9 protein-coding genes are annotated in these 13,401 nt (G+C 62.2%); 4 read left to right on the top strand and 5 right to left on the bottom strand.

The window, feature by feature from the left end; genetic code table 11:
• The first annotated feature begins 55 nt into the window (after window positions 1-55).
• A complete protein-coding gene (locus F758_RS0119315) occupies window positions 56-1,003 on the top strand; it encodes a LysR family transcriptional regulator (protein WP_024509410.1) in 948 nt (315 codons plus the stop codon).
• Window positions 1,004-2,355: 1,352 nt separating this feature from the next.
• Here F758_RS0119315 and F758_RS0119305 read toward each other — a convergent pair.
• The 3 genes from F758_RS0119305 to F758_RS50880 form a co-directional block, all read right to left on the bottom strand.
• Window positions 2,356-3,690 (bottom strand): sensor histidine kinase, encoded by a 1,335-nt coding sequence (locus F758_RS0119305; protein WP_024509408.1) that lies wholly within the window; start codon window positions 3,688-3,690, stop codon window positions 2,356-2,358.
• A gap of 3 nt (window positions 3,691-3,693) precedes the next feature.
• Window positions 3,694-4,350: a response regulator transcription factor gene (locus F758_RS0119300; protein ID WP_024509407.1), complete on the bottom strand. Its 657-nt coding sequence runs from the start codon at window positions 4,348-4,350 to the stop codon at window positions 3,694-3,696.
• Window positions 4,351-5,052: 702 nt separating this feature from the next.
• Window positions 5,053-5,550, bottom strand: a complete 498-nt coding sequence (locus F758_RS50880) for a hypothetical protein (RefSeq protein ID WP_024509406.1) — start codon at window positions 5,548-5,550, stop codon at window positions 5,053-5,055.
• A gap of 493 nt (window positions 5,551-6,043) precedes the next feature.
• On the opposite strand from F758_RS50880, the gene F758_RS0119285 reads away from it, so the two are divergent.
• Both F758_RS0119285 and F758_RS0119280 read left to right on the top strand, forming a co-directional pair.
• Complete coding sequence (locus F758_RS0119285; RefSeq protein ID WP_084305517.1) at window positions 6,044-7,381, top strand: efflux RND transporter periplasmic adaptor subunit; 1,338 nt, start codon at window positions 6,044-6,046, stop codon at window positions 7,379-7,381.
• Between the two features lie 13 nt (window positions 7,382-7,394).
• Window positions 7,395-10,502, top strand: coding sequence for an efflux RND transporter permease subunit (locus tag F758_RS0119280; RefSeq protein WP_051386970.1), 3,108 nt, complete (start codon window positions 7,395-7,397; stop codon window positions 10,500-10,502).
• 157 nt (window positions 10,503-10,659) lie between these two features.
• On the opposite strand, the gene F758_RS0119275 is transcribed toward F758_RS0119280, so the two are convergent.
• Entirely contained in the window at window positions 10,660-12,381 is a 1,722-nt protein-coding gene (locus tag F758_RS0119275; protein ID WP_024509403.1) for an alkaline phosphatase family protein, read from the bottom strand.
• 142 nt (window positions 12,382-12,523) lie between these two features.
• Here F758_RS0119275 and F758_RS53295 point away from each other — a divergent pair, with 142 nt between their 5' ends.
• Window positions 12,524-12,856, top strand: coding sequence for an ArdC family protein (locus tag F758_RS53295; protein WP_198026528.1), 333 nt, complete (start codon window positions 12,524-12,526; stop codon window positions 12,854-12,856).
• Window positions 12,857-12,993: 137 nt separating this feature from the next.
• On the opposite strand, the gene F758_RS51905 is transcribed toward F758_RS53295, so the two are convergent.
• The coding region (locus F758_RS51905) for a transposase domain-containing protein (RefSeq protein ID WP_035722501.1) at window positions 12,994-13,401 on the bottom strand (408 nt) is incomplete at its 5' end.

Below are 13,401 nucleotides of genomic sequence, written 5' to 3'. Positions count from 1 at the left end.
TAAGATCGAATAATCCGAATGAACTTTACAGTTAAACTGAAAAATAGGTGCGGTTATGAACGCCCCCGGATTTTCCGAAAGCCGCGTATTTCTTACGGTGCTCGAACTGAAGAGCTTTACGAAAGCGGCCAGACGACACGGCCTTTCTCCTGCACGGGTTAGCGACATTGTGCGACAGATGGAGGACTTGCTCGGAGTAAGGCTCATCGAGCGCACGACGCGATCGGTGGCGCCGACCGCAGCAGGCGAGCGCCTCTCCGAACGACTGCGCATTGTGCTCGCAGACTACGAGGCAGCACTGGACTCCATTAAAGAGCTCGGCGGCAGGCCGGCTGGATCACTGCGGCTCAACGTTGCGCCGCCTGCCGCTGACCTGATCGTGGCACCGGCGCTCCCGCGATTTCTTGCGCGCTATCCCGAGATTTCAGTCGAGATCGTGGAAGACAGCGGCCTGACTGATATTGTGGCCGGCCGCTTCGACGCCGGTATCCGGCCCGGAATGCGCCTCGCGCGCGACATGGTCGCCGTGCGGATCAGCGAGCGAATACCAATGGTCGTGGTGGGAGCCCCCTCCTACTTCGCGGCAAGGGGTAGGCCTCGAGATCCGCAGGACCTCGTGTCGCACGAATGCATCCGCTTTCGTCTATCGAACGGCACTCTCTTTCCCTGGACCTTTCGGATCAAACAAAGGAGGACCGAGGTGCAAGTGCAAGGGCGTTTGATCGCCCAAGGAATGGAAGTGGCCAGAGCCGCCGTTAATGACGGGGCGGCAATCTTTCAGGTGCCGCTTCCATATGTGGCCAGTGATCTGGCCGAGGGACGTCTCGAGAGGGTCCTGGGCGATTGGGCCGACACGCCAATCGATGGCTTCTTTTTGTACTACCCAGCAAGCCGCCAACCGCGCCCGGCACTGAAAGCGCTCGTGCAATTCTTGCGCGCGACGCAGACTTCATCCCCGGCAAGCCGTACCGGCAACGTTAACAAGGTCGCTGCAGTCCGTTGAGTGGCGGCACTCTGCTGGTGGCGATACATCACCGGCAAGTTTCCCGCTCATCGGCGGTCGCCGGTTCCGAAACGACGAAGGGACGCAGCTTCCGCAGAAGGTTAGTCAGGTCGTTCGATGCAGTTAGCGCACCTGTTTCGCACCAGAAACAACCTGATCGAATGCAACGAACGCGATCGATCTGAAACGAAACCGCAGCAAAATCAACGATGCCGGTCGGTATCCCTCGCTTATAACGATCTGGTTGCGGTTCGAGTCCTGCAGGGCTCACCAGCCTTCGCTCGTGAACCGAGTGAAAGCTGCCACGCCGGAGCCGAGGGCGGGCCACGGGGCCCGCGAGCTACGGCTTGGCAAGCGACATGCTCTTCGGGCTAGATATGGCGCAGCCACGCGACGGCCGAAGGTCGACGCGTGTCCGGCCCAACTGGAGGCGCGGCGCCGGCCTCGCGCCGAACCAAAATATCGAAATCAACCCAGCAAAGTTGCATGGAGGTCACCGGCTGGGATGCTTTGAGCGCCGCCGCAAGGAGATCTAGACTAGAGAACCGGATGTCCCGCGCCCCAGTGTGAAACTGGTGATGGATTGCCGGCGTTGACGCCAGGAACGATCTCCATCCCGACAACGTGTATCTGCCCTGACGTCTGACGAATGTTTGGCGGAGAGAGCGGATCTTTGCAGTGTTCGGCGCGCCGGGACAGTAAAGCAACGAATAGTCGAGATGGACGACATTCGACTCGTGCTCGTACGTCGCGAAGTAGTGGCCGGCCCGCGCATCCGCTCCGCACCTGGCCACGACGACCTTGCGAACCTCGGGGGGCAGATTGTCAATCCGCTGTGCGCTCCAGGGAGGATCGCGAGGAGCGACCGGTGCGCCAGTTGCTCCGAACATCCATCCTACTGTGGCCGCGGCAGCAAGCAAGGATGTCGCCATTCTTAACCTTGCTGCAATTGGCTCCGGCCGAGGCGATCGCCGCAGTTCACAACGTGCTTCATTTGGTGAATGGCTGGGCGGCATCCGGGAAACCTTCCCTGCTGCGAAGCCGAACCCTGTTGCTGGTGTAGACATAAGAACCTCCAACGACACATTCAGATGCCGCAGAGATGACAGGGATGCCTGACGTGCAGCTGAACGGATCGCCGACGCTCCGCCTTCGACATTTAGAGCGTCACGGCTACGTTATCTGACTGGATGCGGCGGCCAGCGAAGCGTAGTGCACCAGATCACTGCGCGGCGTCGGTGAAGCGCGACGTTCGTGCCTGGCACGTTGTTGCGGTCGTACTCCGGCCCGAAATCAGCTGACCGGCTTACCATGCCAATATGCGAGGGTCGCACGGCCAGGTCGAGCTATGCTCAGACCGGTTCGGGGAAGACCAGCCGTGCCTCGAAGCCGCCGCTACGACCCATGACCGGAGAAATGAGCGTCAGGCTGCCGCCGATCTGCTTCATGACGCTGTCGACGATAGCGAGCCCAAGGCCGCCCCCCGCGCCGACCGAGCATCCCCGAACGAAAGGCTTCTTCAGCGTTTCGAGGGTCTCTGATGGAATGACGGCACCGCCGTTAAGCAGGCGAATCTGCCGGTCGCGGCCGACGACGAGCTCGATCGGCTCATCGGGAGCGCCATAACGGACGGCGTTCTCAATCAGATTGCGGAGCGTGATGCCGAGAACGTCCAACTCCCCATGCACGATGAATTCGTCTGGACATTCGGCGGTAACCACCAGCCTGTCGCCCACGTCCTCGCGTCGGCGAAACTCATCGACCAGAACTTGCAGGACCGTCATCATATCGATGCGCTCCCGCTGCATCCCAGCGCCTGCCCCGGCCCGGGACAGTTGCAGCAATTTCTCGGCAAGGCTGCTGAGCCCTTTTATCTGGGTGACGATCCGCCCCGCGCGCTCTGCGTGCTGTGTGCCCGCGAGTTGCGCCGACAGCACTTGCATCTGCGCCAGCACGGCTGCGATCGGCGTCCGCAATTCGTGAGCGCTGTTCGCTGCGAACTGGCGTTCGGTAGCCAATGCGCGCTCCAACCGCTCCAGCAGGCGGTTCACCGCTGCCAGCATCGAGGCGAGCTCTGTCGGCAGGCCCATATCCGGGATCTGCGACAGATTGGAGCCGTCGCGACGCCCGATCTCGCTGCGCAACTGGTCCAATGAGCGCATGCTTCGGAACACTGTCCAGCGGATCAAGAACCAGGACAGCGGCAAGAACAACAGCAGTGGTCCGACGGTCAGCGCGACCGCCCGCCTCAGTGACTCGGAGCGGTGCACGGCAGGCTCGGCAACCTCGATGAAGTAACCGTCGGCAGCCGCGGGCTGGGAATAGACCCGGTACTGCGGGATATCGTGAAATCCAGCCTGGCGCGGCACCGAAAATGGCGTCTCAGGCGCGTTCTCGGAGCGCATGACGATGTCGCCGGTCGGACCGACGATCTGATAGGCCAGAGCCTTGGGATCCATCGTCGCGACGAGGTGCTTGGCCATCTGTTGCATAGCCTGCGGTTGCTGGACGGCATCATAGGTGGCGGGCAGTAACCGCTGCGCCACCTCCTCGATCGCGTCATCGAGCCGCTCGTTAACCTCAAATACCGTCAGCATGCCAGCGGCGACGCTCCCGAGCAGCCACAACCCCGCCATCGATGAGGCCAGCATCCAGATCAATCGCGAAACCAGGCTCCCGCGCCCCATGCGCTAATCTCCCAACCGGTAGCCGAGACCGCGGATTGTGCGAATGAAATCACGCCCGAGCTTTCGTCGAATGCGGCTGACATAGACTTCGATCGTGTTGCTCTCGATTTCTTCACCGAATGCGTACAGCGCATCCTCGATCTGCTCTTTCGATACCGTCGATTGCCGCCGTCGCCCTAGCACTTCAATCACGGCCCACTCCCGCGCGCTCAGTTCGACTGGCCGCCCGTCCAGCCGCGCGACTTTCGATTCCCACTCCAGCTCCACCGGGCCGACTTGAAGGACCGGCACCGCCTTTCCAAAATACCGGCGGCTGACCGCCTCCAAACGGGCATTCACTTCGTCGAGGTCGAAGGGCTTGACGATGTAATCGTCGGCGCCCGCTTTGAGCCCCTCGATCCGGTCACTAACCAGGTCGCGCGCGGTGAGGATAACGACCGGCAGCGCATCACCGCGGCGCCGAAGTCTGCGCAGGAAATCGAGGCCGCGCCCATCGGGCAGATGGAGGTCGAGTAGCAACGCGTCGTAAGATACAGTACGCGCCGCGTGCTCTGCCGGCTCCAGCCGTTCGAACCAGTCGACGGCGTGTCCCGCCGCTCGAACGTGCTCCTGCACGGCCGAACCAAGGTGTGGTTCGTCTTCCACTAGCAAGACTCGCATGGGTCCACTCGTCCTCATCAAGTGTAGGTGCAGGCAAAACCTGAAGCCAACCTGAACGTCATTGCAAATGCGCTTCAGGCCCGCGTCAGAAAAGCCCGCTAACGATGCCTTCCGAAATATCCTCGGCGAAGAAAGGGAGTATCTGCCATGAAGAGCGTTGTTTTGACCTGGCTCGCAATATTGGCCATAGTTGTCACCGTGTTCGCGACTATGGCGCACCCCGCAAAGACGGACAGGGCTAACGTGAGCGCCTTCGGCGCCGTTCACGGGATTGTTATTCCACCGTTCAATGGCTGACCGACGTGGGCCTTTCGCGGTCTTTCGCGGCCGCTTACTCTCATATCGTGGTGCCGGATTCAGTCGGACCGGATGCTCAATCAAGGCCGCCTCTGCATAGAGTATTCTGAGCGTGGCCTGGGCCGGCCACCTCCGATGCGGTCTTCCCTTCAGCTGTTAGCAGTGAACCGGCAACGGCAAGAAGCGGCTGGTTCGACGTGGGAGATCGTGCCCACGTGTTGCCGTTCAGCATTCTGCGCATCCCCTGCGCCAAAACACCATTTCGCCGTTGGGCAAAAAGTCGTCGGCTCCAGAAAATGGCTCGATCCTAAATGCAAGAAGCGCCTCAGCGCGGAACAGCGCTGAGGTCAACGCTCGTGGATATTCAATGTATCGGCATACGCAGAAATTGCCGGCAGTAAATGATCAGCCGCACACCTGAACCGGCCGCGTGTGCCAGCCGTGCGCAGTGTGTCGGCGCCGGTTCACGACGTAGCAACTGCCGTTGTCGTAGTAGGAATCGTCGTAGTAATCGTTGGGATAGTAGGCGTAGCCGTAGTAGTCAGCGTAGGGATAAAAGCCGTAGCCATAGCCCCATCCGTAGCGGTGGTGACCGAAATCGTGATCGTGACCTCCCCGAACGACGGGGCCGGAGCCAAAGCCGCGGAACCCGCCACCGTCGTGGACGACGGCAGCGCCAGGGCCAAAGCCATGGAAGCCGCCGTTAAATCCGCCGCCGTGCAAGCCTCCACCGGCAAAGCCACCGCCGCCGTGGAAGCCACCGCCACCAAAGCCGCCGCCGCCAAAGCCACCGCCGCCATGGCCGCCACCGCCACCGCCTCCGCCTCCACGTGCCAGCGCCATGGTCGGCGCGGCCAAGCCAACGACAGCAGCAACCAACGCGATCATTGCCTTTCGCAACATCTCATTCTCCATTCAAGATTTAGCACCCAGCACAAACCCGCAGGTAGGTGTGTTGTAGATGGCGATTGTTCTGGAGCGTTGCGATCAGCGTCGGCATAACGGCGGCTCAACTTGACGCGAGTCCGTCGTGAATTTGCCGTGGCGGGTTTATTCGATCACGACCGACGGATTCGCTGTCTGCTCGTGAGGACCGCGAGGTCAGGCCGAGGTAAAAAGTATCCCAGCCCTATAAGATGTCGTGCGTGCGGCGTGCCCCGTCGGCTCCAGCCTTTCCAAGCAGCCGACGACGTGTCCGCCGCGCTTTCCTGCACACGACACCCGAGAAACGGCTCGCCTTCAACCAGCAATCCTCGCATAGGCCCGCTCGTCGTCAGGATGGCCAGTTGCAGCCGAAGCTGAAGCCAACCTGAACGCCACCGACAGCAAGCTTCAGGCCTATGTCAGAAACGCCCACTAACACTCCTCGCCAGCGATCTTTCGTCGGAGCGAGAACATGATTGATACAAGCCTGCGGCGCACAGCTCACCTGTTCGTAATCGATAGGTCGGAGCCGGACCCTCGCCGGCCCAGGTTGTCGATCGTGAAGCACCGCCCGTTTCTCGGCGTCGCGATGGTCGCTATCGCTGTAGCCGCGGGATTTGCCGCCGGCCGTTCGTTGCCGTCCACCTCGATCGCCGTGCCTGTCAGCGCCCGGTCTGGAGCTGCTGCCGATCCGGAGCTGCCGGCCACAATTACTCTCTCCGAGGCGAAGCTGGCAAACCTCCCATTGCAGGTCGGGCAGGCGAAGGCCGCTCCGCTGGTTCGCGCCGTGTCGGCGACCGGCAGCGTGGGATATGATCAGCTCCATCTTGGCCGCATCAGACCCATGGCGCGCGGCCGGATCGAGGCGCTCGACGTCAACGCCGGCGATCGGGTGGTCGCAGGTCAGCGGCTGGCCGTCCTCGACAACTTCGACCTCAGTGCCGCCCATAGCAAGGTTCTGGGCGCCGAGGCGGCGCTCAATCAGGCGAAGGCGCAACTCACTGCGGCAAATGCTGCTTACGACCGTGCAACAAACCTTGTTCGCAATGATCTTGTGACCCAAGCCGAGGTCCAGGCTCGTCGCGCCACTGCGGCCAGCATGGAAGCCGATCTCCGCACCAAGGAAGCGGAGTTGCAGCAATACCAGGAGGAAGAGGCGCGGCTCTTGCCCTTGCGCCCCGCCGCCGCGGGTGCAAGCCCCTCCCGCGATCAGCCGACGCTGGATTCGCGGGGCGCCATTGTCGCGCCATTCGCCGGAGTGGTCGATTCGGTCTCTGTCGCGAAAGGGGAGATCGTCGATCCGGCGACGCCGATCTTCACGCTGTCAGATCTCTCAACCGTTTGGGTGCAAGCCGACGTGGCAGAGAGGGATGTTGGCGCAGTCAAGGTGGGCGATGCCGTCGAGGTGAAGGTGAGCGCCTTCCCGGGTCGCGTTTTTGCCGGCCGCGTCACCTATATCCCCGACCAGATCGAGTCGGCAACGGGGATGGCGAAGGTGCGCTGTGAGGTCGCCAACCCGGACGGCGCACTGCGCGTCAACATGTTCGCGACCGTCACCATCCTCTCACAGCAGGGCGGCGACGCCGTCCTGGTGCCGAGCAGTAGCCTGCAGGACGTCAATGGACAGAGCGTCGTCTTCGTCCCGACAGGCCATGGCGAGTTCGCCTGGCGCGCGGTTCATACCGGCCTGGCGGCAAACGGAAGCACGCAGATCACGAGCGGACTCGCGGCTGGTACGCCAGTCGTCAGCGAAGGCAGTTATTGGCTCAAGGCGGCGCTGATGCAGTCCACCATTCCGGACCAGGGCTAAAGGAGACACCGCCGTGATCAACAGGATTGTCGATGCCGCCCTTGGCAACCGCTCAGTCGTTCTGATCCTGGTCGCCACGCTTATTGCTGCCGGCGCTTTGAGTATGCAACGCTTGCCGTTTGATGCCGACCCGGACATCTCGCCGCTACAGGTGCTGGTCACCACCCAGGCAGCAGGGCTCGCCCCCCTGGACGTTGAGCGTTCGATCACCATGCCGATCGAGCTCGCCTTGCAGGGCCTGCCGGGCATGACGAGTTACCGCTCGATCTCACGCTACGGGCTCTCCGTCATCTATGTAAAGTTCGCCGACGGCGGCGACATCCTGACCGACCGCACCCTGGTGGCGCAGCGCTTGAGCCAGACGGCGCTGCCCGCAGGAGCGGGCACGCCGATGCTCGGCCCGCTCTCCGACGGCCTTTCCGAGATCTATCAGTTTAAGGTGGAGGGGAAGAACTACTCGCTGATGCAGTTGCGCTCGATCCTGGATTGGCAGGTCGCACCGCAGCTCAAGCAGGTCCCGGGCATCACCGAGGTCAACGTCAATGGCGGCGAACTTAAGACCTACGAGCTCCGTGTTTCCGAAGCCGCGCTAACTCGCTTTGGCCTGTCCATCGAGGACATCTACAACGCGGTGACGCAGAACAATCGTGCCGTCGGCGGTGCGACGATCGCGCGCAACGGTGAGCAGGCCGTAGTCCGCGGCGAAGGCCTGCTGCAGTCGATCAGCGATATCGGCAATATCGTCCTGCGCACCGCAGCCGGTGGTTCGCCGCTCTATGTCAAGAACGTCGCCGAGGTGGTCGAGGCGCCGATGCCCCGGCTCGGCGCGGTGACGAGCCAAGCCAACGGCCAGGCTGTGGTGGGCGTCGCACTGATGACGCTGGGCGAGAACACGCGCGTAGTCGCGCAGCAGCTGACCGCCGCCGTCCAGCAGATCAACAAGACCCTGCCGTCTGGAGTCAGTATCGTTCCCTATTACAATCGCGCCGATCTGATCGACCGCGTTCTACAGACCGTGGCCCACAACCTGGCCGAAGGCGCCTTCCTCGTCATTACTGTCCTGTTGTTGCTGTTGGGCAATTTCCGGGCGGCCGTCATCGTGGCACTGGCCATTCCGCTCTCGATGCTCGCGGCCGTTACGGTGATGTATTTCACCGGCCTTTCCGGCAACCTGATGAGTCTCGGCGCCATCGATTTTGGGCTCCTGGTCGACGGCGCGGTCGTGATGATCGAGAACATCGTGCGCCGTCGCGCGGAGGCGCCATTTCTCCCGGTCGAGCAGGTGGTGCGCGAGGCTGCGCATGACGTGGCGCGCCCGGTCGCCTTTGCGGTCGCGATCATCACACTGATCTATCTGCCAATCCTCAGCCTGGAGGGCGTAGAGGGCAAGATGTTCCGCCCGATGGCGCTGACCGTCATGTTCGCCCTGGTCGCTTCGTTGGCGCTGACACTCACGCTCATGCCGGTGCTCGCTTCATTCTTCCTGCGCAAGCCCACCGCGGAACGGGACAGCCGCATCATCGGCATTACGCGGAGCGGCTACGCACTAGTGCTCGCCAGGACGATGCGCCATCCCGGCATTATGATCCTGGTGGCGACCATGATGCTCGGCAGCGCCCTCGTGACCGGCTCCCGTCTCGGCGCGGAGTTCCTGCCTCGCCTGGAGGAAGGCGCGCTCACTGTCACGACCACCAAGCTGCCCGGCATCTCGCTGGAATCAGCCATCGCTGCCCAGACGATGATTGAGAAGACGCTGAAGAAATTCCCCGAGGTCGAGACCGTCGTCACGCTTGGCGGCAGCTCGGAGATCCCGACCGACCCGATGGGGGTCGAACAGAGCGATACCTTCATCATTCTCAAGCCCAAGTCGGAATGGCGTACGTCACAGACCGAGGCCGGGCTCATCGAAGCGTACAAGCAGGCTCTTGACGAGAGCGTGCCCGGCATTACCCAGAGCTGGGCGCAACCGATCGAAATGCGCATGGACGACCTCTTGCAGGGTGTGATGGCCGATCTTGCCATCGTCATCCACGGGAGCGACACGGCAACACTCCACGACCTCGCCGACCAGGTGGCGCGCGTAATCTCGAGCGTTCCCGGGGCTGCCGACGTGCAGGCAAAACAAACGGTTGGCCAGCCGTACCTTCGCGTCATTGTCAAACGCGACGAGATCGCGCGGCGTGGGTTCAATGCGACCCAGGTGCTCGATCTCGTCGAAGCACTTGGCGGACGGACCGTCGGTACCATGAAGGACGGCGACGAGCGGTACAACATCCGCGTCCGGCTCGCCCCGGAGGACCGTGACAGCGTCGACCGTATTCGGGCGCTGCGCGTCAGCAATGACGCGGGAGCCTCCGTTGCTCTCGGCGATCTGGCCGACATCCGTTGGGAGCCCGGCCCCGCGCAGATCGAGCGCGAAGAAGGCCGGCGCATCATCACGGTGCAGGCCAATGTGCGCGCGCGACCGCTCGCCAGCTTCGTGGCCGATGCGCAGCAGGCGGTCGCGGCCCAAGTCCGCTTGCCCCCGGGCTATACGATCTCATGGGGCGGGAGCTTCCAGGACCTCCAAGAGGGTATGGCACGACTGTCGAGCGTCGTGCCGGTGGCGCTCGCCGTCATCTTCCTGTTGCTCTATCTGATGTTCGGCAGCGCGCGGCTCGCAATGCTGATCTTCTTCAACGTGCCGTTTGCGGCCGTCGGCGGAATCTTCGCTCTCGCTGCGCGCGGCATGCCGTTCAGCATTTCAGCTGCGATCGGCTTCATCGCGTTGTTCGGGATCGCGATTTTGAACGGCGTTGTTATGGTGAGCTACATGGAGGAACGGCGCAAGGAACGGCTCGCTGCTGCCGCCGCGGCCTGGCAGGCGGCGATGACGCGGCTGCGCCCGGTGCTGATGACGGCGACCGTGGCCAGTCTCGGCTTCCTGCCCATGGCGGTTTCGACGAACTCCGGCGCCGAAGTGCAGCGCCCACTTGCCACGGTCGTCATCGGCGGCCTGATCAGCGCGACCTTGCTCACCTTGCTGGTGCTCCCTGCCCTTTATCCCTGGTTCTGCGGTGCGCAGGGCTCGATACGCGAAGTCGCAAATGATGCGTCCTTCGCGCCGGAGCCGGCAGAATAATGACGCTGTGCGCGCAGCGAAATACCACGGGCTGCCGGCGAAAGGACGGATTGCCGCGCAGCTTCAACAAATCCGGCGCTCGTCTAGAGCTGGATGCGCAGCGATCCAAGTCCCGCCGCAGCCCGATGTCTGCGGCGGGTCGCTGGATTTTAGTCCGTCAGTTGTCGCGTTTGTCGTTTCCGGCGCGATCGTCGTTCCGGCCATGATCGTCGTGGTTATCGACCACCGCTCCTGTGACCGGGTCGAGCACGAGCCGATGCATGTTCGGCCCGCGTTCGAAGTCGAACATGTTTGCGATGGAATTGGCATGCCGGTCGACGGATCCCGTACCCGCGGGAGGGGCAACCGGGCCGTCGATGAAGCCGAGCTTCCAATTGTCCTCGATGAAGCGGAGCACCGAGGCTTGCTGAGTCACCGTGTGATCGACGAAGTTCGATTTCGCCCACGGCGAGATCACCAGCAAAGGCTGGCGCGGGCCGAGGCCGCAGCGCGCGCCGTCCGCACCGGGTTGCGGCGTGCCGCAATTGCCCGTGCCGAACAGGGCGTCGGCACTGGTCGCGGACTGGGTCAGGACCGGAGGCATGACGTGGTCGTACAAGCCGTCGGAATCATCCCAAACGATGATGACGGCGGTATCTTTCCAATAGCTCGACGTCTGAAGCGCATTGATCACCTGGACGATGAAGGCCTGCTCAGTCAGTGGATCAGAGAGGCCAGGATGACCATATTGGTAAATCGGCGCCTTCACGTAGCTGACCGAGGGCAATGAGCCGTAGGCCAGCGCCGTGTAGAAATCCGAGATGTCGTATTGGTGGTTGGCCTGGTCGGTCTTGCCGATCATAGCCGGCGAACTCGGCCGCAGATGGTGCGGGTTGCGCGTGCTGGCATAGTGCATGAAAGGGGTGACGCCGGTGCTGTAGTCCTTCTGCGGGAGATGTATGTCAGGACCCGGCGTGATGGTGGGGTTCTGCACGTCATAGGTGATGCCGTTGATCTCCACCTGATGGGCGACATGCTGCGAAGCGCAAACCGCGGGTGTAAGCATCTTGCCGTTTGCATCGAACGTCGCTGGCGTGGTGGGCAGGAAGCCGCCCTGGAAATAGCCCCAAGTCACGTTCTTCTCGTTCAGGAGATCGCCGACGTTCTTGCCGGTGAATTCAAAAGTCCGGCCGCTGCCGCAATCGTCGAGATAGCCGGGCAGGTTGGCTTCGGTCAAGGTTATCGAGCCATCCGCCGGATTGACGTAGAAGCCGGTGGTGTCGGGATGGGCAGGATTCTTGGGATCGTGAATGATGATCCCGTGCGTGTTGCCAGAAACGATATTCGCGTGGCCGGGCACAGTGGGGCCGTAGTTGGTGGAGAAGGAATTGTCGCTCATGGAATAATGCTGCGCATAGTTCCACAGCGCTTGCACGGTGTTGCCGTCGTAGTAGTTCATGATGGTTGAGCCGTCCACGGCACAACCTTTACCCCCGCCGCTGGTCGACTGCGGAAATCGATCCAAGCGGCCGCCGTCATAGGCTTCTTGCTCGGCGGTATAGCCGTTGTCATTTGAACAGGTGTAGGCATCGGCGGGGCCAAGCCGCGTGGGATTGGCCGGGCCTGCTATTAGGCTCCGATTCGGATTGTCCTGCAACAAGGTGGGCGTGAGACCATTCACCGCCGGGGTGTCGGGACGCGCCATGAATTTCGGCGCGGGCACTCCGACCCAGCTCTGCTCGCCGGGAATGTTCGCGGCATGGGGGTAGGTGCCGAAGTAGTTATCGAAAGTCCTGTTCTCGGGAATGATGATCACGACGTGCTTGATCGGCGTACGCGTCTCCGTGTGGTCGTCGCCCCTGTTAGCGTCGTCGGCGAGACCGATGGATGAGCAGAGCATCAGGGATGCTGCCGATGCACAAAGGGTTTTGCGGAAATTTCGATGACTAGACCGAAGCGGTCGCATATATTTCTCTTCTCTGGATGCTTTTGGGATATCTCTCGGGGAGAGAGACGATGAGTGCGCGCCTGTTAGAAGCAGTTTGTTTCGATCACGCGACAGTTCTGCGTCACTGAAGATTTACGGGCGCCTGCAGCTTCAACAAAAATTGAGATCGAGACGTCCGCTCTCGGCCCGCGTTATCGCCGAGCAAGAAGCCGGCCTGGCGCCGTGGATCAAGCCGTGGTCAGCAACTCCCGGCGCGAATACACCATGCAACGTCAGTCACCAACCGGCCCTCCAGCGGTACCGACGTTGTTCTGTTGTGGATGGCGTAAGCGGCAGGATACCGCACACTGCGTTTCTCACCTTCAGGCAAGCATTGGAGCTAGGCGGAAACGTGCGCAAGGCGGACGCGGCACGGAAGTTTTCGTGAAGCAGCTGCAGGTTCGGGACAAGGACGGGGACGACGACACGGCAACACGCGTTGTGCCGATGCTGCGTAAGCATACGACCAATACCGCGGGATTCCCGGGCGTGTAGTCGTTGCCGGCTATGATGATGCCGAGGGTTTCAGGCCTGAGCCGCAGCGGCGCCTTTTGCCTTCCACTCCCACGGGAGCAGTTCGTGCAGGCGGGATTGCGCGATTTCTGCGATGCGTCTGAAGACGTCGGCGAGCCAGGCCTTGGGGTCGACGTCATTGAGGCGCGCAGTCATGATGAGGGTGAGCATGACGGCGGCCCGGTGCGCGCCGCGGTCGGATCCCGCGAACAGCCAGGCCTGGGCTTGCCGATAGAGCGGCAAGTGCCAGGCGTATTTGGCAACCAGCACGGACGCCACCATCGCNTCTGTCGGCAGCCCGCCCTTGATCAGCCGCTCGGGCGCCGGCGCTTGCATAACCGCCTGCTCACAAGCCCTGCAGGCGTATTTGGGCCGGTGCGTCACCAGGACCCTGAACTGCGCCGGGATCACGTCCAGCCG

This window comes from Bradyrhizobium sp. ARR65 (assembly GCF_000472385.1).
Classification (GTDB): Bacteria; Pseudomonadota; Alphaproteobacteria; order Rhizobiales; family Xanthobacteraceae; genus Bradyrhizobium.
Note: the sequence above shows the minus strand (reverse complement) of the source record. Positions and strands in the feature narration are given on the sequence as shown.